We start from the raw sequence: 22142 nt of genomic DNA, 5'->3' as shown, positions 1-22142 counted from the left end.
CGCCGCTTGACAGTCTCCGGGACCGCGCGCAACATTGTTCGTATACGAACGATAACCGCGGTGTCCGCTGGCTCTGGCATGGTGATGGAAACAACGAGCTCTGCCATCGACAAGATCCGTTGCGATGCCTGTCCGGTGATGTGCTACATCAAGCCGGGCGCGGCGGGTGCCTGCGACCGCTATGCCAATCACGACGGCAAGCTGGTCCGCGTCGATCCGCATGTAATCCTGGAGCGCACGGTGTCGCATGGCGGCAAGCTGGTGCCATTCAGCCGCACGGAAGACTGGGACGGCAAGATCGTCCACGAGCCCTCGACTTTCGTCACCGCGATCGGTGCGGGCACGACTTATCCCGATTACAAGCCGGCGCCCTTCATCGTGTCGTCCGAGATCGACGGTGTCGACATGGTGACCGTCGTCACCGAGGGCATCTTCTCCTATTGCGGAATCAAGGTGAAGATCGACACCGACCGCTATCTCGGCCCGGAAACCGCGACCGTGCGCGCGCAGGGCGAGGCGGTGGGTCACGTCACCACCAGCGAATACGGCTCGCAGATGCTGTCGCTTGGCGGCGTGCACCATCTGACCGGCGGCTCCAAGAAGGAGGGCCGCGTCACCTGCGACACGCTGATGGACCTCGCCAATTGCAAGGCGGTGGAGCTGACCATCGACGGCGGCGCGAGCGTGATGGTGCAGGCCGGCCAGCCGCCGGTCGTCAACGGCGTGAAAGAAGAGCGCATGCGCGTCGGCTGCGGCTCGGCGACGATCGGCATGTTCGCCAAGCAGTGGCATGGCAAGGTCGATGAGGTCGTGGTGGTCGATGACCACATCACCGGCGTGCTCAGCGAGCACCAGGCCGGAAAACTGCTCGACATCGCCGACACCGGCATCAAGATGAAGGGCCGGCGTTCGACGCCCGGCCGCTATTTCCAGGTTGCCGATCCCGGCACGGGCTGGGGCGGCACCAACATCTCCGATCCGCTCGCGATCCTTGGACCGTTCGACGCGAAGGAGGCCAGGGTCGGCCTCTCGATGCTGATGGTCTCCACGACCGGCGAGCATTCGTCGTATTACGTGCTCGACGAGGCCTTGAAGCCGGTCGAGACCGAGATGCCCGCCGACCTGAGGTTTTCGGTCGAGCGTATCCAGGAGAATTGCGAGCCGGCGCTGTGCACGGTGCTGTTCATGGCTGGCGCCGGCGGCTCGCTGCGCGCGGGTGTCACTGACAATCCGGTGCGATTGACGCGTTCGGTGAAGGACGCACTCACGCGCGTCACCAGCGGCGGTGCGCCGGTCTATGTCTGGCCGGGCGGCGGCATCACCTACATGGTCGACGTGACGCAGATGCCATCAGGCGCGTTCGGCTATGTGCCGACACCGGCGCTGGTCGCGCCGATCGAGTTTACGATGAAGCTGTCGGATTATGCGGCGCTCGGCGGTCATATGGATTACGTGAAGCCGCTGTCCGAAGTGCAGAACGGCGACGACGTCCGCCAATTGCCCTGGCAGAACCCGATTCCCGGACCTCGGGCATGACGAGGCTCCCGCAGATCGCGTTGCTGTCTGATGGCCGGCGGCTGCATTTGCAGGATGGACCGATCGATCTGATTGTCGAGGCGAGGGGGCGTGCACACGAAGTGCGAGCAGCCTATGCAGCAGCGGCCCGCCGTTTCACCGGACTGCTCGACGAACTCTGCGCGGAGCTGCCGCAACTGCGGACCGCCGCCAAGGAGCGGTCGTCGTTGAAGGGTGTGGTTGCGCGTCGGATGCACGCCGCCGTCGCGCCCTATGCCACCGATGGCTTCATTACGCCGATGGCCGCGGTCGCCGGCAGTGTGGCCGAGGAAGTTCTTGGCGCGATGCTCGACGCCGCGTCGCTCGACCGCGTCTATGTGAACAATGGCGGCGATATTGCGCTTCATCTCGGTAAGGGCCAGCATTTTTCGGTCGGTCTGATGGATCGGCCCGATCGTGACGGTGTGATGCGGACGATGAAGGTTGATGCCAACGATCCCACGCGCGGCATCGCGACCAGCGGCCGCCATGGCCGCAGCTTTTCGCTCGGGATTGCGGACGCCGTGACGGTGCTCGCGGCAACGGCCTCGCAGGCCGATGCGGCGGCGACTGTGATCGCCAACGCCGTCGATCTGCCCGGACACCCCGCCATCATCCGCCAACCCGCAAACGAGCTTCAACCCGACAGCGATCTCGGCGCGCGCCTTGTTACGCGTGATGTCGGTGAATTGTCGCAGAACGAGATCGCCGCCGCGCTGGAATCTGGCGCGGAATGTGCACTGCAATTGTTCGATCGTGGATTGATCGAGGGTGCCGTGTTGCAGCTTTGTGGTGATATGCTCGTCGTTGGACCGAAAGATATCGAACGGCAACGACCGCGCCCGGCTGTGCTGGAGAATGCGGTTCATGTCTGAGCAGGGAAGCGAAATATGAGCGCGATCATTCGCAAGATCGTCACCGTCGTCGAAGAGACGCAGATGGAGATGGGGCGCCAGGTTTCGCCGCCGACCCGGCGCGCGGCTGCGATCGCCGTCATCGAAAATCCCTTTGCCGGAAAATATGTCGAGGATCTCTCGCCGCTGATCGCGATCGGCGAGGAGCTTGGCGAGCTGCTGTCGAAGCGCGCAGTGGCGGCGCTCGGCATCGATGGCGCGAAGGCGCAGAGCTATGGCAAGGCGGCGGCCGTCGGCGAGAACGGCGAGCTGGAGCACGCGGCCGCGATCCTTCATCCCAAGATGGGTGCGCCGGTGCGCAAGGTTCTGGGCAAGGGCGCGGCGCTGATCCCGTCGTCGAAGAAGCGCAGCGGCCCCGGCACGTCGCTCGATATTCCGCTCGGGCACAAGGACGCCGCCTTCGTGCGTAGCCATTTCGACGGCATGGAAGTGCAGATCAACGATGCGCCGCGCGCCAACGAGATCATGGTCGCGGTCGCCGTCACCGACAGCGGCCGTCCGCTGCCGCGCGTCGGGGGGCTCACGGTTGCCGAGATCAAGGGCGAAGACGGTTTGAAATAGAAGACTTGGAGAGAATAGAAGACTTGGCGAGAATAGAAGACTTGGCGAGTTCAAAACTGGAGGTTGGGATGCGAGCAAGAAATTATTTCATCGGCGCGGCCTTTGCGCTTCTGGCGGGCGGCATGGCTCATTCGGCCGTGGCGCAGGAGATCAAGATCGGCGAGATCAACAGCTATTCGCTGCTGCCGGCGTTCACCGAGCCTTATCGAAAGGGCTGGCAGCTCGCGGTCGAAGAGATCAACGCGGCCGGCGGCATCAACGGCAAGAAGCTCGTGGTCGTCTCCAAGGACGACGGCGGCAAGCCGGCGGATGCGCAGACCGCGGCCAATGAGCTGGTCTCCAGCGAAGGCGTTGCGATGCTGACCGGCACGTTCCTGTCGAACATCGGTCTCGCCGTCAGCGACTTCGCCAACCAGAAGAAGGTGTTTTTCCTCGCGGCCGAGCCGCTGACGGACGCCGTGACCTGGTCGAAGGGCAACAAGTATACGTTCCGCCTGCGCCCCTCCAACTACATGCAGGCCGCGATGTTGGTGGAAGCCGCCAGCAAGCTGCCGGCCAAGCGCTGGGCGACGATCGCGCCGAACTATGAATACGGCCAGTCGGCAGTTGCCGTGTTCAAGAAACTGATGTCGGAGAAGCGCCCCGACATCCAGTGGGTCGACGAGCAGTGGCCGCCGCAGGGCAAGATCGATGCGGGCCCGGTGGTGCAGGCGGTTGCCGCCGCCAATCCCGAAGCGATCCTCAACGTCACGTTCGGTCCTGACCTCGTCAAGCTCGTACGCGAAGGCAACACCCGCGGCGTGTTCAAGGGGCGCGAGGTCGTGTCCTTCCTGACCGGCGAGCCCGAATATCTCGATCCGCTCAAGGACGAGACGCCCGAGGGCTGGATCGTCACCGGTTATCCCTGGTACTCGATCAAAACGCCCGAGCATGATGCGTTCCTGAAGGCCTATCAGGCCAAGTACAACGACTATCCGCGCCTCGGCTCGATCGTCGGCTACCAGACCATCAAGTCGGCGGCGGCGATCATCGCCAAGGCCGGCTCGACCGATACCGACAAGATGATCGCGGCGGCCGAAGGCATCTCCATGCCGTCGCCGTTCGGCGAGATTACCTTCCGCAAGATCGACCACCAGTCGACGCTCGGCGCCTATGTCGGCAAGACCGCGCAGAAAGACGGCAAAGGCGTGATGGTGGATGCAGTTTACAAGAAGGGCTCGGACTATCTGCCCAGCGACGCCGAAGTCGAGAAGCTGCGTCCGAAGGATTGACCTCTTGCTTCTCCCTCTCCCCGCTTGCGGGGAGAGGGTTGGGGTGAGGGGGAGCCTCCCCGAGGGAGGTGAGAGACGACTCGCGGAGGCTCCCCCTCACCCGAATTGCTTCGCAATTCGACCTCTCCCCGCAAGCGGGGCGAGGTGACTCAAACACCAACCCGGACCGCCGATGGCCTTTTATGTCGTACAGTTTCTGACCGGTCTCGCCAGCGCAGCGTCGCTGTTCCTGGTGGCCTCGGGCCTGTCGATCATCTTCGGCGTGACGCGGATCGTGAATTTCGCGCATGGCGCCTTCTACATGATCGGCGCCTACATCGCTTTCACGCTGACGGAGCGTTTCTCCGGCGCGTTCGGCTTCTGGGGCGGCGTCGTTGTCGCAGCCCTTGCCGTGGCGCTGATTGGCGTGCTCGTCGAGATGGTGCTGCTCCGGCGCATCTATCACGCCCCCGAATTGTTTCAGCTGCTCGGCACCTTTGGCCTGACCTTGATGGTCGAGGATCTCGTGGTGCTGATCTGGGGCCCTGACGATCTCGTCGGCCGCCGCGCGCCGGGCTTCAAGGGTGCGGTCGATTTCTTCGGCCAGAACATCCCGAGCTATGATCTGTTCCTGATCGTGCTCAGCCCCGTCGTGCTCGGCATTCTCTGGCTGCTGTTCCAGCGCACGCGCTGGGGCGTGCTGGTGCGCGCGGCGACGCAGGACCGCGACATGGTCGCAGCGCTCGGCGTCAATCAGAAATGGCTGTTCACGAGCGTGTTCGCGGTCGGCGTCTTCCTCGCAGCCCTCGGCGGCGCGCTCCAGATCCCGCGCGATGCCGTGCATCACGCCATGGATTTGCGCATCATCGTCGAGGTCTTCGTCGTCGTCGTGATCGGCGGCCTCGGCAGCATCGTCGGCGCCTTCGTCGCGGCCGTGCTGGTCTCGGAGCTGAACGCGTTCGGCATTCTCATCTTTCCGAAAATCTCCATCATCCTCGTCTTCCTGGTGATGGCGGCCGTGCTGATCGTGCGGCCCTGGGGCCTGTTCGGCAAACCGGAGGCGGCCGCGCGCAAGACGCCGGGTCTCACCGTCAATCCCTGGCGGCCGCTGACGTCGAATGAGCGGCTGGCCGCGCTGGCAGCGTTGGTCGTCGCAGCGACGCTGCCGCTGTTCGCCGGCAATTACGCGCTGACCGTCGGCTCGGAGATCGCGATCTTCGTCATCTTCGCCGTCAGCCTGCATTTCCTGATGTCGGTGGGCGGGCTCGCGTCCTTCGGCCACGCCGCCTATTTCGGGCTCGGCGCCTATGGCGTCGCCTTCCTCGCCAAGATGGCGGGGCTGCCGATGATCGTCTGTCTCCTGCTCGGGCCGCTGCTCGGCTGCATGGGCGCTGCGGTGTTCGGCTTCTTTGCCGTGCAGCTCTCCGGCGTCTATTTTGCCATGCTGACGCTTGCTTTCGCGCAGATCGTCTGGTCGATCGCGTTCCAGTGGGTGAGCGTGACAGGTGGCGACAACGGCATACTCGGTGTCTGGCCGGAGAAATGGGCGGCGAGCCCGTCGCATTTCTACTGGCTGGCGCTCGGCGTCGCAGCGCTGGTCACCATTGCGCTGCGGGTCATGGTGTTCTCGCCGTTCGGCTACGCACTTCGGGCGACGCGCGACTCGCTCCTGCGCACTGAAGCGGTCGGCATCAATGCCAAGCGCATCCAGTGGACGGCCTTCGTGATCGCGGGCACAACCGCCGGCATCGGCGGCGCGCTGTTCGCTTATCTCAAGGGCAGCGTCTTCCCCGACAATCTCGGCATCTCGCTGTCGGTCGATGCGCTGGTCATGGTGCTGCTCGGCGGTGTCGAGACGGTGTCGGGCGGAGTGATCGGCGCCATCGTCTACAAGGCTCTCAACATCTGGCTGGTCAGCCAGACCGATTTGTCGAAGCTCGTGCTCGGCGGTTTCATCGTGTTGATCGTCGTCGTCTTCCCCAAGGGCATCGTCGGCATGCTGGAGATGCTGGCGCAGCGGCGCAGGAAGGCATCGCCGCCAGGATCGCCTCTTATTGCCAAGCCGATTGAGTCCGCCGAATGAGCGTCGCACCCCCACTTCTCGCGGTTGAAGGCCTGACCAAATCCTACGGCGGCATTCATGCCGTGCGCGGCGTCTCGTTCTCGCTGCGCGCCGGCGAGATTCTTGCGCTGATTGGTCCGAACGGCGCGGGCAAGAGCACCTGCTTCGACATGCTCAACGGCCAGAACAAGCCTGATACCGGCCATGTCCGCCTCCTCGGCGAGGAGACCACGGGCAAGAAGCCGCGCGACATTTGGCGCATGGGAGTGGGGCGCACGTTTCAGATCACGGCGACCTTCGCCACCATGACGGTGCGCGAGAATGTGCAGGTCGCATTGATCTCGCACGGCAAGCAGCTGTTCAATCTCTTCGGCTCGGCACCGAATTTCAATCGCGGCGAAGCCGGGCGTCTGCTCGAGCTGGTCGGCATGAGCGGCTATGCGGACCGCCCCTGCGGCGAGCTCGCCTATGGCGACCTCAAGCGGCTCGAGCTTGCTGTGGCGCTCGCCAACCAGCCGAAGCTCTTGCTGATGGACGAGCCGACCGCTGGCATGGCGCCGCGCGAGCGCGTCGACCTGATGCGGCTGACCGCGGGCATCGCGCGCGAAAAGTCGATCGGCGTGCTCTTCACCGAGCACGACATGGACGTCGTGTTCGAACACGCCGACCGCATCATCGTGCTGAATCGGGGAACGCTGATCGCCGAGGGCTCGCCGGCCGAAGTGCGCAGCAATCCGCAAGTGCAGGCGGTCTATCTCGGCGAGGGCCTGCTTTACGATGCCGAACATCGCGAGGGGGCCTCGACATGAAGCTCACGGTGCAGGACCTCAACAGTCATTACGGCCCGGCCCATATCCTGTTCGACATCGGCTTCGAGGTCGGTGAGGGCGAGGTGGTGGCGCTTCTGGGCCGTAACGGCGCCGGCAAGTCGACGACGTTCCGCTCGGTCGTCGGTCTTGTTGCTCAACGCTCCGGCCGCATCATGTTCGAGGGCAAGGACGTCTCGGCCAGTCCGACGCACGAGATCGTGCGCGATGGGCTCGGCTATGTGCCGGAGGAACGGCGCATCTTCACTGATTTGACGGTGGAAGAAAATCTCGAAGTCGGCCGCCAGCCGAAGCGTCCGAACGCGCCGCACTGGACCCGCGAAAAGCTGTTCGCGCTGTTTCCAAATCTCGGCGAGATGAAGAACCGCCCGGGCGGCCGCATGAGCGGCGGCGAGCAACAGATGCTCACCATCGCGCGCACGCTGATGGGCAATCCGTCGCTGGTGCTGCTCGACGAGCCTTCGGAAGGCCTGTCGCCAAAAATCGTGGAGCAGATGGTCGATGCCATCCTGACCATGAAGAAGGAGGGCGTCAGCATCGTCGTCTCCGAACAGAATCTGCACTTTGCGCGGTTGATCTCCGATCGCGCCTATATCATCGAGCGCGGCCGCATCTGCTTCGGCGGCACCATGGCCGAACTCGATGCGCGCCCGGACATCCGCGATGCGCATCTGTCGTTGTGAAGGCAAAGGGAAGGGCAGCGAGCGGATGGCGAGAAGCGTTGCGGCGAAGAAGAGCGTTAAACCGGGAAAACCGCTTTACGTGCTCGACGAGCAGGTCGGCTTCATCCTGCGCCAGGTCTGGCAGCGCCACAGCTCGATCTTCTCCCGCGACATCGGCACCAACATCACGCCGACGCAGTGGGCGGCCTTGTCCAAGCTCGCTGAAACCGGCGCGTGTTCGCAGAACCAGCTCGGACGCCTCACGGCGATGGATGTCGCGACCATCAAGGGCGTGATCGACCGGCTGACGGCGCGAGGCCTGACCGAGACCAGTCAGGACCCCGATGACGGGCGGCGGCTGCTGGTCAGCCTGACGCGCGCCGGCCAGCAGCTTGCGGAGAAGGTCGCGCCGAGCGCGCTCGCGATCACCCGCGAGACGCTGTCGCCGCTCGACGCCAAGGAGCGCGAGATGCTGATGGCGCTGTTGAACAAGCTGCGGTGACCGGCGACTAACCTCGATGAAGGTTTTGTCGAGGTTTCCGGCATGAGAGCGGTAACGCGATTTCCGATTGTTTTGGGTCTTGGTGCGGTGCTGGCGGGCGAGGGCGTTCCCGCTTGGGCCGCGCAGCGCTATGAGGGCTTCTGGGCGTCGACCAAGAAGGATTGCCGCGACCAGGACAGCGCCAACCGCATGAGCATCGAAGGCGGCAATCGTCTCTATTGGTACGAGACCCGGTGCCGGGCCAGCGAGATCACCGCGGACGGGAAGCTCGGTTGGAAAATGAAGCTTGCCTGCGAAGGCGAGGGCGAGAAGTTTCGCTCCAATCCCCGGGTGTCCATCGCGGCGGACGGCAGGCTGGTGATGGACAACGGTCCGGTCGGTCAGGCCAAGCGCCAGGCCTATGTGCGCTGTGAGATACCCAAGTCGCGTTGATTCCTCACGTCTTTCCCAGCCATTTGGCGCGATAGCGGATTTCGCTGCCGTCGCTGAGTCGCCGCCACGTTCCGAACTCCGGTGTGTGCGGAGCCCAGGCCGATAGTCCGATCGAATAGATCCGGCTCGGCTGGCCCTGAATGGTGACGGCGAGCTGCCGGTGCGAGGTACGAAACGCCAGCTCGACCTCGCCGGCAATGACGGGCTGGTCGCCATCCCGATAGAAGGCGGCCGGGGTCACTTCGCCCGGCATGGTGTTGAGGTCGGTCTGCAATTCGATGGTGATGCCTTGCGCTGATGTCGGCACGGCTACGCCGGCCGGAAAGCGAACCTCGAATACGAGCAGGGGAGTGGCGCCGTTCCGGTTGAGCCAAGGCGTGGCCGTCATGTACGCGACGCCGATGTAAGTGGCGGCGGCGGCAACGCAGAGCAGCGCGACGATGCCGAGTGACTTCAGGCTGTTGCGTGTGACGCCGCTATTGCTTGCATCCTTGCCTGAACGCGTCACCAGCCAGCTGGCAAAGACCACGCCGGCGATCGCGCCGATGGGCGAGTAGACGAACAGTGCCAACAGACCCGACGTGATCGGGTCGGCGCGGTTGCCGAAATCGAACAGGGAGAACAGCACAAAGGTCGCGATATAGCCCGCCACCGCGCCAGCGACGCCGGCGGCAATCCGCGACGAATTCTTCATGTCTTCCTCGATGGTCCAGCAATGAACTGCCGCCGCCGAGGGCTGCCTGCGTTAGACGCAGCAGGCAGCAGACTTGTTCAATGCGTCTAGGGAGACATTCGGAGCGGGCAGCCGCTCCGGCTGCGTCACTTTGCCACCACCTCCGGCACCTTGCCGGCCGGCGGCGTATTGCGGCTGCGCTGGGTGCGCACGATGCCGTCGATGATGGTCATGCCGATGCCGGGGAGGTCGCCGAGTTGGACGCTCTCCAGAATGTTTTTGCCGGCCGAGTGCTGCGCCTTGTCCATGATGACGAAATCGGCGGAGCGGCCCATTTCAATGAGGCCGCAATCGAGCTCGCGCATCCGCGCGGTGTTGCCGGTGGCAAGGCAAAACGCGAGCTCCGCTGGCAGATCGCCGAGTGCGGACAGCATCGAGACCATGCGCAGAATGCCGAGCGGCTGCACGCCGGAGCCGGCGGGTGCGTCGGTGCCCAGTATCACCCGGTGCAGATCGCCCATCTCGCGCGCGATGCGTAGCGTGAACAGGGCGGAGCGTTCATTGCCGTTGTGCACGAGCTCGAGGCCGCGCTTGCAGCCCTCGCAGATGCAGCGGATCTGGTCGTCGGGAAGCGCGGTGTGGCCGCCGTTGATGTGGCCGATCACGTCGGTGTCGGCCTCCAGCACCACGTCCTTGTCGATCAGGCCCGAGCCGGGGATCGAGGGGCCACCGGTGTGGATCGTGCTCTGGATGCCGTATTTGCGCGCCCAGCCCACCATCTTGCGCGCGGTCGGGCCGTCCTTGACGCCGCCCAAGCCCACTTCGCCGAGCAGCTTGACGCCGGCTGCGGCCAATTCCTTGAAATCCTCCTCGACCATCTCGCATTCGATCACCGGCGCGCCGGCGTGAACTTTTACGCCGCCGGGCCGCAGATTCCAGAATGCGCGCTGCGCGAAGATCGCCATCGCCTTGAGACCGACGACGTCGCGGGGACGGCCGGGCATGTGGACCTCGCCGGCGGAGATCATGGTGGTGACGCCGCCATGAAGGTTGCTGTCGATCCAGCCGATCTGGTTCTGGCGGGGCGTCCAGTCGCCGGCAACGGGGTGGACGTGGCTGTCGATCAGGCCCGGCGCGACGGTGGTGCCGTTGGCTTCGACGATGGTGGTCGCGCCTTCGGTGTCGAGGTCTTTGAAGCGGCCGATCGCGGTGATCTTGCCGTTCTCGGCGACGATGGTGTCGCCGTCCAGGATCGGCTTTTCCAGCGCGCCGGACAGGATCAGGCCGATATTCCGGATCACGAGCTTCGAGGGTCCGGTGGCCTGGGGTGCGTCATGCGCCATGGAAGGGGTCCTTATCCTGAACTGCAACGCTCGCGATCTTGGGCAGCCTTGACCGCGGGAGCAAGCGGGATTATTCATTAGTATACGAATGATCGTATACAAACGACGCATAGCTGCCCGCCTCGAACCGCAATTGACGCGACAGGGAAGGTGACATGAGCAATTTCAATCAGGAAAGCGTTTTGAGCGTCCACCACTGGACCGACACGCTGTTCTCCTTCAAGACCACCCGCAGCCCGACCTTCCGTTTCCGCAACGGCGAGTTCACCATGATCGGGCTCAAGGTCGGCGAGAAGCCGCTGCTGCGGGCCTACAGCGTCGCCAGCGCCAATTACGAGGACACCCTCGAATTCTTCTCGATCAAGGTGCCCGATGGCCCGCTGACCTCACGCCTCCAGCATTTGAAGCAAGGCGACGAGATCATCGTCAGCCGCAAGGCCACCGGCACGCTGGTGATCGACAATCTGGAGGAGGGGCGCAACCTCTACCTCATCGGCACCGGCACCGGCCTCGCGCCGTTCCTGAGCGTGATCAAGGACCCCGAGACCTATGAGCGGTTCGAGAAAATCGTGCTGCTGCACGGCTGCCGTCATGTGAAGGAGCTCGCCTATGGCGAGATGATCACCGAGCATTTGCCCAAGGACGAGTTGCTCGGCGAGTACATCAGCAACCAGCTGATCTACTACCCGACCGTGACCCGCGACCCCTTCCGCAACCGCGGGCGCATCACCGACCTCATCACCTCGGGCAAGCTGTTCTCCGATATCGGCCTGCCGGGGCTGGAAGCGGCGCACGACCGCGTCATGATCTGCGGCAGCCCGGCGCTGGTTGCGGACACCCGCTCGCTCTTGGGCGAGCGCGGCTTTGTCGAGGGCAATCACGGCGAGCCGGCCCAGTTCGTGGTCGAAAAGGCTTTTGCCGAGCGCTAACCGCGCATTCCTGCCCAACAAGACCGTATTTTCGCCGCCGCGCGGGCGTTGCGGCGTCGATTCGGCGCTTGATACACTGTGGGAGCGAATCAGCGGAGTTCCCACATGGTTGCGGACAGCGACAGCAACATCGCCTGGCACCGGGTCCAGTTGAAGAAGAACCGCGCCGAGTTGAAGGCGCTGGAGACCGCGCGCTTCACGATGGGCGAGATCGCGTCCTCGAAGCGCGACGGCCAGACCCAGAAGACGATCGGGGACCTCAAGCGCAAGATCTCGCAGTCCGAGCGTGTGATTGCCGATTACGACAAGCGCACACGCCGTCCGCTCGGCACCGACTTGCAAAGTCTCAGCAATGGCAGCTGGAGCCATTGGGATGCCTACACACAGCAGCAGCGCAAGCCCGGCCATCGCTCGCCGGGGCGCGGATAGGCACTCATCTGATCGTGCCGGTTCCGGCCCCTGCGTGCCGTGGCGCGCTTGCCGTCGAGGAATTTTGCGTTTCGTCTCGCCAGTGCAGTTCTCGAAGCCACGTTATGTGCGCCGTGATGCCGAGCTCGAAGGCGTGCGATTGCGAAACTCCCTGTCGTGCCGGACGACCCACGGAACACGGGCGACAGCGTCAGCTGGATCGATGATTGTACGTTCCCGGACAGCAGCCCGCTGAGACTTACACTTCTAAAAATTTTCACGGCGCCCGAGCGTTAGGAACGGCGTGTCGTTGCTCTTGTTGTCATCGCGACATCGGAAGCCGCGATCAGTTCCTGCGCTCCATGTCGCAGATCAACAACAGGAGACAGCATCATGACCGGCAAGATGCCACCTGTTCCCGCCGAGAACCAAAGCCCGAAGGGAACCGGCGACAGCAAGCAGGCGCGCGCAGACCAGACCGTGCATGGCCAGCAGCGCGCGCAGAATCCGGACCAGCAGGGGGAGCAGGGCAACATCAAGCAGAACACCACCAACCAAGGCTATCAGCAAGATCGCTGACAAGATCGCCGAGGAGGGCATCTTCATGTCGACTTCCACCAAGACGCCGAACAGTATTCGCCAGGGCGGACCGGGCGCCTCTCATGAGAATGCGAAGGCACCGCTCGAAGTGAAGAAGCCACCGGCGGACGACCCGCAGCGCAACCACAGCCGCGTCTCCGGCGGGGGCGGCGAGCACGATTCACATCACAGGCATCACGAAGCCGGTAAAGGCGGAGGCAGGTGAGACATGACCAACAAGCAACCGAAGCTGTACGCACCGACGGAAAAGGATCTACGCGAAAACCCAGTGATCGGCGGATCGAAAGGGGCAACGATGGCCGGCATCTCGCCTGAGGACCTTGAGGATACCTTGGGCGAGAACACGATCGAAGGCGACGTCGAGAACGACGTGAACGCCGCCGGCGGCATCGACAAGGACGTCGCTCACAGCGGAGCCCCCCGACGAGGCCGGAGACCGTAAATGCAAGGCAAGAAGACTCACGAGCAACAGGTTCGCATCCTCGAGCGCAAGCCGGATGTTCCGGACGCGCGAGAGCTTGACCGGGCCCTCGGCCACAATCCGGAGGACACAGCCGTCCATGGAGCGCGACCTGAGGCGCGACAAAGTGAATTCCCGGTGAGCCGTGGCGGCCTGAACCAGGAAAGCGACCATAACAAGCACAACGATTCTGGCCAGAGCGGCCACAAGCCGCCGAAGCCGACGCCGGCACAGCAGAAGCACTGAGCTTCACGGGAATCAAAGCAAGAGGAGAACAGGATGCCAGGTGGTCATGGCAGCAAGACGCATTTCAGGTCGGGCATGCACGGCAAGGGCGACGGCACCGGCGGACTGACCGACGTGCCGAAGGAGATGATCGGCGACAACATGGTTCTGTCCAACCGCGACAAGAAACAGCATTCGGAGATTCGCGGTATGGATGGCAAATCCATCCAGACCGACCAGTATCAGGATCATTCAGCCAACCGGCTCGACGACGAGCTAGGGACTGACGAGACCTGAGGGGACGTTCCTCCCGCCAACTTGCGGACCGGTGTTCAGCCGGTCCGCTTTTTTGCCGGCACAAGATCGCGCTCCCAACCGAACACGGAGCGACCATCGAGACCGGGTGAGGCGGCGCGCTCGCCAGCGATGTAGGTCTCGACAGACGGCCCATCTGCGGTGCGCTCCAGCCGCCGCGCCTGGTCGTCGAGGCGCCTGATCGCCTGCATCTCTTCGTCGCGGCCGAGCTTGGCGTTCTGAATCGCGCCCTTCAGCACGCGGATGGTCTCGTCATAGACCTTGATCGGGACGGGGTAGGGATGCCGGTCCTTGCCGCCATGGGCGAGCGAGAAGCGTGCGGGGTCGTTGAAGCGATAGGGCGCGCCGTGCACGACCTCGGCGACCATGGCCAGCGAGCGCACGGTGCGCGCGCCGACGCCGGGCGTCAGCAGCAACTCTGGGAAGTCGACGGGCCCGCGCTCGGCGGCCGCGGCCAGCGTGCCGTGCAGGCGCCGCGCGAACACATCCTTGGGCCGGACATCGTGATGCGCGGGCATGATCAGGTGCGGCAGCATCCCCTGTGCCGGCTCGGGCGCAGTCCCGGTGAGCCGCTCGAATTCGGTGAGGATGCGATCGGGGCCGAGATCGCTCAACAGCTCGAGCTGCGCGGAGCGCGAGACATCGGCGCGGTGGTCGGTGAGATTGACGATCTCGCCCTGCTGCGGGCCGTCGATCGCGCTGTGCGGCGTATCGACAAAACTCCTGAGCGATTCGGAATGCCAGTGATAGCGGCGGGCCTGCCGCTTATCGCCGTTCATGCCCTGCTGCACCACAGTCCATTTGGCATCGGCGGTGACGAAGAAGCCGTGCAGGTAGAGATCAAAGCCGTCCTGCACGGCCGCGCTGTCAACCTTTGCGACCAGGCGGCTGGCGCGCGTGAGCGCTACACCGTCGAAGCCGACGCGGTCACCGAGCTGCATCAATTCGTCCGGCGTCTTGCGCGAGTGCTGGCCGCGGCCGCCGCAGACATAGATGCCGAGCTCATCCTGGAGCGGGCCGAGCCCTCGCTTCAGCGCGCCGATCACGGAGGTGGTGATGCCGGAGGAGTGCCAGTCCATCCCCATCACGGCGCCGAACGACTGGAACCAGAATGGATGCGAGAGACGCTGGAGAAACGCATCGCGGCCGTAATGGTGCACGATCGCCTGCGTGACGATCGCGCCGAGCGACGCCATACGGCTCGCAAGCCACGGCGGAACCCGCCCGTTGTGGAGAGGAAGATCGGCGCTGCCGGTCCGTCGAGTCATGATTGCACAGAAATAGCGCAATTCAGCGACGATTGCACCAGAGGGATGCTGCGTTGCATTGAGCGGGGGAGCGAAGCCCGCCGGAACGCGTTGGCGCAGCAGCGAATGCAATTCCGGGGGACTTAAATGAATTGGCAGGCCCTTATGGCCGACATCGACAAGATGTTCGGATGGATACCGTCGTGGTTTCTCGGTCTCGTCCTGGTCACCGGGGCGATGATACTTGCGCTGTCCCTCTATCGGTTCGCCGTTTGGCTACTGAATCGCACCTTCGGAACTCGTCTTCCGCTTCTGGGCGTGTTCGTCGAGCGCACCTCCGGCCCGGCCCAGCTGGCGCTGTGTCTGGCCGCGGTCGCGCTGGTCCTCCCGCTCGCGCCACTGGACGACGCATTCCGCACGCCGCTGATGCGTCTGTTTGTCGTCGCCGTCATCGCCCTGATCGGCTGGATCTCGATCCGGATCGTCGACATGAGCGCGGCGCGCTACTTGCAGAACTTTCGTGATGTCGCCGAGAATTTCGTGGCGCGCAAGCACGTCACGCAAGTGCGCGTGTTCAAGCGCGTGACCGACACGATCATCGTCATCATCACGGTCTCGACCGCGCTGATGACGTTCGATTCGGTCAGGCAATATGGCGTCAGCCTGTTCGCCTCCGCCGGTGCGGCCGGTATCATCGTCGGTCTTGCCGCGCGGCCGCTGCTCAGCAACCTGATCGCGGGTTTGCAGATCGCGATCACCCAGCCGATCCGCATCGAGGATGCCGTCATCATCGAGAACGAGTGGGGCTGGGTCGAGGACATCGCCGCGACCTATGTGGTGATCCGGCTGTGGGACTGGCGCCGCATGGTGGTGCCGCTGTCCTATTTCATCGAAAAGCCGTTCCAGAACTGGACACGCGACACGGCGTCCCTGATCGGCGTGATCGCGTTCCATGTCGACTACCGCGCCGACGTGCCCCGCATCCGGCGCTGGCTGGCGGAGGCGGTGAAGGAGTCGGAGCTTTGGGACGGCGCGGTGGTCAATCTCCAGGTGATCGACGCGGATGCGCGCACCGTCGAGCTGCGCGCGCTGGTCAGCGCGCGCAATGCGCCGCAATCCTGGGATTTACGCTGCGAGATGCGGGAGAAGCTGATCGCCTTCATCCGCGACGAGATGCCGGAAGCGCTGCCGCGCGAGCGGGCGATCCTGATCCCGCAGGGTGGAAGCGACGATACCGAATTTCTGCAGCGATCCGCCGCACCGGACAAGATGCGGGCGAGCGCGCGCAATTGAGCAGTGCTATTCCTTGGTCGTGCCGCGGAGGCCTGCCTGCTGCTGGATCGTGTCCAGCGCGCCGGAGGACTGCTCGTCCGCCACGAAACGGTTGAGCAGGGGGAGCGCGTCCTCGCGCCCCTTGGGGATCGCGATCGCCATATGCTCGGCGCCCCAATTGCCGTCGAGGATCTTTGCGCCCGTCATCTGGTCGGACATCTCGAACAGGGTCGGCTTGTTGGTCGCGTAGAGATCGATCTCACCGCTCCCGAACATGGCGATGGCGATCTTGACGCTTTCGGCGGGAACGATGGACGCGTTCTTGAATTTCGCCGGCAGTGTGCGTTCGGAGGTCGATCCTTTGGTGACGCCAATCTTCACGCCGGGCTTGTCGATGTCCTCGATCTTGCCGATCGGGGAATTCACCGGGACGAGATAGCCGAGCTCGATGGCTAGCACGGGCTGGCTGAAGCTGACTTCATTGGCGCGGGCCGGCGTGGCATTGGTCACGGTGAAGTCGATCTGGCCGTCGTGGATCGCGGTGACGATGTCGGCGACGCGCTGAAACCTGACATAGTCGATGCCGACGCCGAGCCGCTTTGCCAGCTCGCCGCCGAGATCGTAGGCGAGGCCGTGCGGCTTGCCGGCCGCATCTGACACCATCGAGGTCGGGCTACCCGGATAGATGCCGACGCAAAGAGTGCCGCTCGGCGCCAGCAGCTTTGCTTCCCCATCGGCGCGCACGGGCGCGCCGAGCAGGCTGGTGAGAGCGACGGCGAGAAGGGCGGTGCGCGCGAGACGCTCAGAAGAAATCCTCATGTGAAGAGCCCTCACTGCGCGCGGATGTCGGCGGCCTTCAGCACCGGCTCCCATTTGGTCGCCTCGGCATGCATGTAGGCGTCAAAGTCCTTGGCGGAGGAGCCGACCGGGGCCGCGCCGATCTTGCCGAGCGTCGACAGCACGTTCGGATCCTGTAGCGCGGCCTTCAGATCTGTCTCGATCTTCGCCACGATCTCTGGCGGCATCTTTGCCGGACCGAGGACGCCCCACCAGACCGAGACGTCGTAGCCTGCGACGCCTGCCTCCGCGATGGTCGGAACATCAGGCAGCGCCTTGGAGCGTTCGGCCGAGGTCACTGCGAGTGCGCGCACCGGGCCGCCTTCGAGCTGGCTGATCGCTTCCGCGAGCGGGTTGATGCTGAGCGGGATGTCGCCGGCGATCACGGCGGTCAGCGCCGGTGCGCCGCCCTTGTAGGGGATCGCGACGATCTTGGTGCCGGACATGTATTTCAAGAGCTCGCCGGCGAGATGCGCCGAGGTGCCGTTGCCGGACATGCCGTAGGAGAGCTTGTCCGGCTCCTTCTTGGCAGCAGTGAGGAGATCACCGAGCGTCTTGTACGGGCTGTCCTTGGCCACCACGATCGCGAGCGGCGAGGAGGCAACTTCACTGATCGCGGTAAAATCCTTGAACGTATCGTAGGGCACGCTCGGATAGATGAACTGGTTGAGGGGGTGGCCGCTCGCGACCAGGATCAGCGTGTAGCCGTCGGGCGCGGCCTGCGTCAGCGCCTGCGAGGCAACGATGCCGCCGGCGCCGGGACGGTTGTCGATCACCGGCTGCTGGCCCCAATTCTTCGCCAGCGCCTGGGCGAGCGTGCGCGCGAGCACGTCGACCGCGCCGCCGGCCGCGTAGGGCACGAGGATGTGGACCGGCTTGCTCGGATAATTGTCGGCAGCCTGCGCGGCGGCGCCCGCCAGCAGCAGACCGGCGCCCAGCATGCAAGCGCCGATCGTCTTGTTCAAACCCAGCATTATTCAGCACTCCTTGGGGCATTCGCGTCCGCGCGGTGGTCTTCCGAGCCGCTCCCGGACATTGCCCGTGGTTTTTGTTGACGAGACCTGATCTTTTGTACGATAGTACAAATCACATGGTACGCAAGCCCACCAGCAAGGAAACGGCACGCAAGCCGAATATGCGCGAGGCGATTCTCGCCGCGGCCGAGGAGCTGTTCGCCACCAACGGCTTCAACGCCGTCTCGGTGCGCGACATCGCACAGGCGGCCGGAGCCAATCCCGGCAGCGTGACCTATCATTTCAAGACCAAGGACGGCCTGCTGCTGGAAATCTACCGGCGGCATTGCGGGCCGATGAATTTGCGCCGTTCCGAGCTGCTCGCCGCCGCCAAGCGCGTGCGCGATCTCCAGGACCGGCTCGAAGCCGTGGTGCGGGCCTATGTGGCACCGGCTTTCACCTCGGGCAGCGATCTCGCCGGCGGCGGGGCACGCTTCACGCGGCTTCGCGCGGTGATGTCCGCCGAAGGCAACGAGGTCGCGCGAAAAATCATCGCGCAGACCTTTGACGACACCAGCCACGCCTTCATCGACGCGATCCACGACAGCCTGCCGCATGTTCCCCGCACCGACATCGTCTGGCGCAGCCATTTCCTGCTCGGCGCACTCTATTATTCGCTGGTGACGCCGGATCGCGTCTCGCGCCTGTCGCGCGGCGAGGCCGACGGCAGCGATGCCGCCAGCGCCATCGAGCAATTGGTGCAGGCCAGTGTTGCCGCGTTCCAGGCGCCGGCGCTCGATCAGGCTGCGCCGGCGCGGCGGCGGCCGGTCGTCAGCAGCAAGACTTGAAAGAAACCGCCCGAGCGGAGGCGCGTAACAGCGCTTCCGCTCGCAAGCGGACCATGTGACAGGGTGCTTTGGGAAATGAACAGGCGGGAATGCTTGCATCTCTTGACCGGCTTGACCGGCTTGGCTGGCGCGACGCTTGCGAGCGAAGCGCGCACGCAAGGCGTCGATCCGACGGCGATCCCGACGATCGCGCCGCCGGATCCGAATCCGAAAGTGCCGTCGTTCAAGCTGCCGCCGAAATCCTGCGACAGCCACACCCACATCTTCGGGCCGGCGTCCCGTTACCCCTTCTCGGAAAAGCGCCCCTACAACACGGCCGATGCGCCCCTGGAGGCGTTCCGCAGCGTCCACGAAAAGATCGGCGTCGAGCGCTGCGTGATCGTGAATGCCACGGTGCACGGCACCGACAACCGTGTCGTCACCGATGCCATTGCCCAAAGCGAGGGCGCCTACAAGGGCATCGCCAACGTCAATGACGAGATGAGCGAGAAGGAGCTCGCGGCGCTAGACAAAGGCGGCATCTGCGGCTGCCGCTTCGCCTTCCTCAAGCGCCTCGGCGGCGTCGGCGACATGACAAAATTCCAGCGCATCGTGCATCGCGTCGCCGAGCTCGGCTGGCACATCGACGTCTATTTCGAGCCCGGCACGATCGCCGAATTCGCACCCATCCTGACCGCGCTGCCCGCGCCTTACGTGATCGATCACATGGGTACGGTGCAGGCCGCGAAAGGCCTCGACGATCCCGGCTTCACCGCGCTGCTCGACCTTCAGAAGAAGGACGAGAAGTGCTGGGTCAAGATCACCGGTCTCGAACGTGCCTCCGCCGCCGGCAAGCCGTTCCACGATGCCGTGCCGTTCGCGAAGGCGCTGATCGACAACGCGCCCGGCCGCGTCATCTGGGGTACCGACTGGCCGCATCCCAACGTCAAGATCATGCCGAATGACGGCGATCTCGTCGATCTCATTCCCCTGTACGCGCCAGATGAGAAGGTCCGGCAAAAACTGCTGGTCGATAATCCCGCGCGCCTGTTCAAGTTCACATGATGAGCATGATGTACACGCCGACCATTCCGCCGCCCGATCCGAACACGCGTACGCCGAAGTTCAGGCTGCCAAAACTGTCCTGCGACGCGCATTGCCACATCTTCGGTCCTGGCGCCAAATACCCTTACGCGCCGGATCGCTCATACACGCCGCCTGATGCGCCGCTGGAGGACTTTCGCATCCTGCATGCCAAGCTCGGGGTGGAGCGCGCCGTCATTGTCAATGCGAGCGTGCACGGCACCGATAACACCGTGGCGCTTCATGCCATCGCTGAGAGTCATGGGGCTTACCGCGCGGTCGCCAATTTCGACGACAGCATCACCGAGCGCGAGCTTCGTGTGCTGCACGAGGGTGGCTTCCGCGGCTGCCGGTTCAATTTCGTCCGCCATCTCGGCGGCGTCCCCGACAAGCGCGCGTTCGACCGCATCGTCGCGATGGTCGCGCCGCTCGGCTGGCACATCGATCTGCATTTCGATGCGATCGACCTGCCTGAATATGCCGACATGCTGACAAAGCTGCCGCTGAGCTACACCATCGACCACATGGGACGGGTGAAGGCGTCGGAGGGGCTCGACCAGCTTCCGTTCAGGATTCTGATCGAGCTGATGCAGCGCGACGAGAAATGCTGGGTCAAGATCTGCGGCTCCGAACGTGTCTCCTCGGCTGGTCCGCCCTTTGCCGACGCCGTGCCGTTCGCGCGAAAGATCGTCGAGACCGCGCCCGACCGTATTATCTGGGGCACCGACTGGCCGCATCCCAATGTCAAGGTGATGCCGAATGACGGCGACCTCGTCGATCTGATTCCGCTGTTCGCGCCGGAGCCGGAGTTTCAGCAAAAGATACTCGTCGACAATCCCGCACGCCTGTTCGAGTTCGACCAATGACGTCGCTCGCGATCGACAAGCCGCGCGGGCGCGCCTGGTGGAAGGAGCTCTGGATCCAGGTGCTGATCGCCATGGCGGCCGGCATCGCGCTTGGGATCGTCAACCCCGAGGCGGGCGCCAAGATGCAGCCGCTTGGGGACGCCTTCATCAAAGCGATCCGGATGCTGATCGCGCCGATCATCTTCTGCACTGTCGTCCATGGCATCGCGCACATGGCCGACATGGCGCGAGTGGGACGCGTCGCGGTGAAAGCGATCGTCTATTTCGAGATCATGACGACGATCGCGCTGATCATCGGTCTCGTTGCGGTGAATGTGCTCAAGCCAGGCGCCGGCATGAACATCGATCCCGCCAGCATCAATGCCAGCGCGGTCGAGCCTTATGTCAAGCAGACCGCTGTGATCGGCTTCGTGCCGTTTCTCCTCAACATCGTGCCGGCGACATTCATCGGCGCCTTTGCCGAGGGCAACATCCTCCAGGTCCTGTTCATCTCGGTCATGTGCGGCTTCGCGCTGGTCCAGCTCGGCGAGCGCGGTGCGCCGCTGGTCCATCTGGTCGACATCGCCGCCAAGATGGTGTTCGCCGTCGTCGGCTTCGTGATGTGGGCGGCGCCGATCGGCGCGTTCGGCGCGATTGCCTTTACTGTCGGCAAGTTCGGCGTCGGCTCGCTGGCCTCGCTCGGCAAGCTGCTGGGCGGGTTTTATCTCACTTGCGTGATCTTCATCGTCGTGGCGCTCGGCCCGGTCGCGCGGTTCTGCGGCTTCTCGCTGCTCAAGCTGATCCGCTACATCTGGGAAGAGTTGCTGATCTGCATCGCCACCACATCGTCCGAGACGGTGCTGCCGCGGATGCTGACCAAGCTGGAGAAGGCCGGCTGCGAGAAGAGCGTGGTCGGGCTGGTGATCCCGACTGGCTACTCCTTCAATCTCGACGGCACCTGTCTCTATCTTGCCGCTGCCTCGGTGTTCCTGGCGCAGGCGACCAACACGCCGTTCGGGCTCGCCGAGCAAATAGAATTGCTGCTGATCCTGCTCGTGACCTCCAAGGGCGCGGCGGGAATCGCGGGCGCCGCCTTTGTCGTGCTGGCGGCGACATTGTCTGCGACCGGTACCATTCCCGTGATCAGCGTCGCGCTGGTGCTCGGCATTCACCGCCTGATGTCGCAGGGGCTGACGCCAACCAATCTGATCGGGAACGCGGTCGCGACCATTGCGATCGCCAAATGGGAAGGTGCGCTCGACAGCGAACGCTTGAAGCGCGTGCTCGACGGCGAGGAACCCGCGGCTACTGCCGCCTGATGAATTGGCTGCCGGCATGACGCGGGCGGTCTATGATGTTGA

At 64.2% G+C, this 22142-nt stretch carries 26 protein-coding genes; 21 read left to right on the top strand and 5 right to left on the bottom strand.

Annotated features, from left to right (window positions below; all coding sequences use genetic code 11):
- Window positions 1–78 precede the first annotated feature (78 nt).
- The 9 genes from IVB29_RS26145 to IVB29_RS26105 all read left to right on the top strand — a co-directional run bounded on the left by IVB29_RS26145 (window position 79) and on the right by IVB29_RS26105 (window position 8764).
- Complete coding sequence (locus IVB29_RS26145) at window positions 79–1536, top strand: 6-hydroxynicotinate reductase (protein WP_247506983.1); 1458 nt, start codon at window positions 79–81, stop codon at window positions 1534–1536.
- The gene (locus IVB29_RS26140) at window positions 1533–2429 is read left to right on the top strand and encodes a UPF0280 family protein (protein WP_247506279.1); all 897 of its coding nucleotides are present in this window, start codon (window positions 1533–1535) and stop codon (window positions 2427–2429) included. The genes IVB29_RS26145 and IVB29_RS26140 overlap by 4 nt, the downstream gene beginning before the upstream one ends.
- 15 nt (window positions 2430–2444) lie before the next feature.
- On the top strand, window positions 2445–3029 hold the full coding sequence (locus IVB29_RS26135) for an amino acid synthesis family protein (RefSeq protein ID WP_247506278.1): 585 nt from the start codon (window positions 2445–2447) through the stop codon (window positions 3027–3029).
- A gap of 68 nt (window positions 3030–3097) precedes the next feature.
- Window positions 3098–4300, top strand: a complete 1203-nt coding sequence (locus tag IVB29_RS26130; RefSeq protein WP_247506277.1) for an ABC transporter substrate-binding protein — start codon at window positions 3098–3100, stop codon at window positions 4298–4300.
- Between the two features lie 172 nt (window positions 4301–4472).
- Complete coding sequence (locus tag IVB29_RS26125; RefSeq protein WP_247506276.1) at window positions 4473–6362, top strand: ABC transporter permease; 1890 nt, start codon at window positions 4473–4475, stop codon at window positions 6360–6362.
- Complete coding sequence (locus tag IVB29_RS26120; RefSeq protein ID WP_247506275.1) at window positions 6359–7150, top strand: ABC transporter ATP-binding protein; 792 nt, start codon at window positions 6359–6361, stop codon at window positions 7148–7150. The genes IVB29_RS26125 and IVB29_RS26120 overlap by 4 nt, the downstream gene beginning before the upstream one ends.
- Window positions 7147–7851, top strand: coding sequence for an ABC transporter ATP-binding protein (locus IVB29_RS26115; protein ID WP_247506274.1), 705 nt, complete (start codon window positions 7147–7149; stop codon window positions 7849–7851). The genes IVB29_RS26120 and IVB29_RS26115 overlap by 4 nt, the downstream gene beginning before the upstream one ends.
- Window positions 7852–7876: 25 nt before the next feature.
- Window positions 7877–8332, top strand: a complete 456-nt coding sequence (locus tag IVB29_RS26110) for a MarR family winged helix-turn-helix transcriptional regulator (protein WP_247506273.1) — start codon at window positions 7877–7879, stop codon at window positions 8330–8332.
- 42 nt (window positions 8333–8374) lie between these two features.
- Window positions 8375–8764 (top strand): hypothetical protein, encoded by a 390-nt coding sequence (locus IVB29_RS26105; RefSeq protein ID WP_247506272.1) that lies wholly within the window; start codon window positions 8375–8377, stop codon window positions 8762–8764.
- A 4-nt stretch (window positions 8765–8768) separates the two neighbouring features.
- Here IVB29_RS26105 and IVB29_RS26100 read toward each other — a convergent pair whose 3' ends face one another.
- Together IVB29_RS26100 and IVB29_RS26095 are read right to left on the bottom strand one after the other, a co-directional pair.
- The gene (locus IVB29_RS26100; protein ID WP_247506271.1) at window positions 8769–9458 is read right to left on the bottom strand and encodes a hypothetical protein; all 690 of its coding nucleotides are present in this window, start codon (window positions 9456–9458) and stop codon (window positions 8769–8771) included.
- Between the two features lie 125 nt (window positions 9459–9583).
- On the bottom strand, window positions 9584–10780 hold the full coding sequence (locus IVB29_RS26095) for an amidohydrolase family protein (protein WP_247506270.1): 1197 nt from the start codon (window positions 10778–10780) through the stop codon (window positions 9584–9586).
- A 155-nt stretch (window positions 10781–10935) separates the two neighbouring features.
- Between IVB29_RS26095 and IVB29_RS26090 the strand changes: the two genes are divergently transcribed.
- The 7 genes from IVB29_RS26090 (at window position 10936) to IVB29_RS26060 (ending at window position 13699) form a co-directional block, all read left to right on the top strand.
- A complete protein-coding gene (locus tag IVB29_RS26090) occupies window positions 10936–11709 on the top strand; it encodes a ferredoxin--NADP reductase (RefSeq protein WP_247506269.1) in 774 nt (257 codons plus the stop codon).
- Window positions 11710–11814: 105 nt separating this feature from the next.
- The gene (locus tag IVB29_RS26085; RefSeq protein WP_247506268.1) at window positions 11815–12138 is read left to right on the top strand and encodes a hypothetical protein; all 324 of its coding nucleotides are present in this window, start codon (window positions 11815–11817) and stop codon (window positions 12136–12138) included.
- A 372-nt stretch (window positions 12139–12510) separates the two neighbouring features.
- Window positions 12511–12696 (top strand): hypothetical protein, encoded by a 186-nt coding sequence (locus tag IVB29_RS26080; protein ID WP_247506267.1) that lies wholly within the window; start codon window positions 12511–12513, stop codon window positions 12694–12696.
- A gap of 25 nt (window positions 12697–12721) precedes the next feature.
- Complete coding sequence (locus IVB29_RS26075) at window positions 12722–12922, top strand: hypothetical protein (RefSeq protein WP_247506266.1); 201 nt, start codon at window positions 12722–12724, stop codon at window positions 12920–12922.
- 3 nt (window positions 12923–12925) lie between these two features.
- A complete protein-coding gene (locus IVB29_RS26070) occupies window positions 12926–13159 on the top strand; it encodes a hypothetical protein (RefSeq protein WP_247506265.1) in 234 nt (77 codons plus the stop codon).
- Window positions 13160–13423, top strand: coding sequence for a hypothetical protein (locus IVB29_RS26065; RefSeq protein WP_247506264.1), 264 nt, complete (start codon window positions 13160–13162; stop codon window positions 13421–13423).
- A gap of 33 nt (window positions 13424–13456) precedes the next feature.
- A complete protein-coding gene (locus IVB29_RS26060; RefSeq protein ID WP_247506263.1) occupies window positions 13457–13699 on the top strand; it encodes a hypothetical protein in 243 nt (80 codons plus the stop codon).
- 35 nt (window positions 13700–13734) lie between these two features.
- On the opposite strand, the gene IVB29_RS26055 is transcribed toward IVB29_RS26060, so the two are convergent.
- The gene (locus IVB29_RS26055) at window positions 13735–14985 is read right to left on the bottom strand and encodes a DUF763 domain-containing protein (protein ID WP_247506262.1); all 1251 of its coding nucleotides are present in this window, start codon (window positions 14983–14985) and stop codon (window positions 13735–13737) included.
- Between the two features lie 126 nt (window positions 14986–15111).
- Here IVB29_RS26055 and IVB29_RS26050 point away from each other — a divergent pair, with 126 nt between their 5' ends.
- Window positions 15112–16257 (top strand): mechanosensitive ion channel domain-containing protein, encoded by a 1146-nt coding sequence (locus IVB29_RS26050; RefSeq protein WP_247506261.1) that lies wholly within the window; start codon window positions 15112–15114, stop codon window positions 16255–16257.
- Between the two features lie 6 nt (window positions 16258–16263).
- Here the strand turns inward: IVB29_RS26050 and IVB29_RS26045 are convergent, their stop codons facing one another.
- Both IVB29_RS26045 and IVB29_RS26040 read right to left on the bottom strand, forming a co-directional pair.
- The gene (locus IVB29_RS26045) at window positions 16264–17055 is read right to left on the bottom strand and encodes an ABC transporter substrate-binding protein (protein WP_247506260.1); all 792 of its coding nucleotides are present in this window, start codon (window positions 17053–17055) and stop codon (window positions 16264–16266) included.
- A gap of 11 nt (window positions 17056–17066) precedes the next feature.
- The gene (locus tag IVB29_RS26040; RefSeq protein WP_247506259.1) at window positions 17067–18047 is read right to left on the bottom strand and encodes a tripartite tricarboxylate transporter substrate binding protein; all 981 of its coding nucleotides are present in this window, start codon (window positions 18045–18047) and stop codon (window positions 17067–17069) included.
- A gap of 116 nt (window positions 18048–18163) precedes the next feature.
- Between IVB29_RS26040 and IVB29_RS26035 the strand changes: the two genes are divergently transcribed.
- From IVB29_RS26035 to dctA, 4 genes are all read left to right on the top strand, one after another.
- Window positions 18164–18874 carry a TetR family transcriptional regulator gene (locus IVB29_RS26035; RefSeq protein WP_247506258.1) on the top strand — a complete coding sequence of 237 codons (711 nt, stop codon included), beginning with the start codon at window positions 18164–18166 and terminating at the stop codon, window positions 18872–18874.
- Window positions 18875–18949: 75 nt separating this feature from the next.
- A complete protein-coding gene (locus IVB29_RS26030; RefSeq protein WP_247506257.1) occupies window positions 18950–19918 on the top strand; it encodes an amidohydrolase family protein in 969 nt (322 codons plus the stop codon).
- Window positions 19918–20802 carry an amidohydrolase family protein gene (locus IVB29_RS26025; protein ID WP_247506982.1) on the top strand — a complete coding sequence of 295 codons (885 nt, stop codon included), beginning with the start codon at window positions 19918–19920 and terminating at the stop codon, window positions 20800–20802. The genes IVB29_RS26030 and IVB29_RS26025 overlap by 1 nt, the downstream gene beginning before the upstream one ends.
- Window positions 20799–22100 (top strand): C4-dicarboxylate transporter DctA, encoded by a 1302-nt coding sequence (dctA, locus tag IVB29_RS26020; RefSeq protein WP_247506256.1) that lies wholly within the window; start codon window positions 20799–20801, stop codon window positions 22098–22100. The genes IVB29_RS26025 and dctA overlap by 4 nt, the downstream gene beginning before the upstream one ends.
- The last annotated feature ends 42 nt before the right edge of the window (window positions 22101–22142 follow it).

The organism is Bradyrhizobium sp. 1, assembly GCF_023073315.1.
Classification (GTDB): domain Bacteria; phylum Pseudomonadota; class Alphaproteobacteria; order Rhizobiales; family Xanthobacteraceae; genus Bradyrhizobium.
This window is presented reverse-complemented; position numbering and strand designations above follow the sequence as displayed.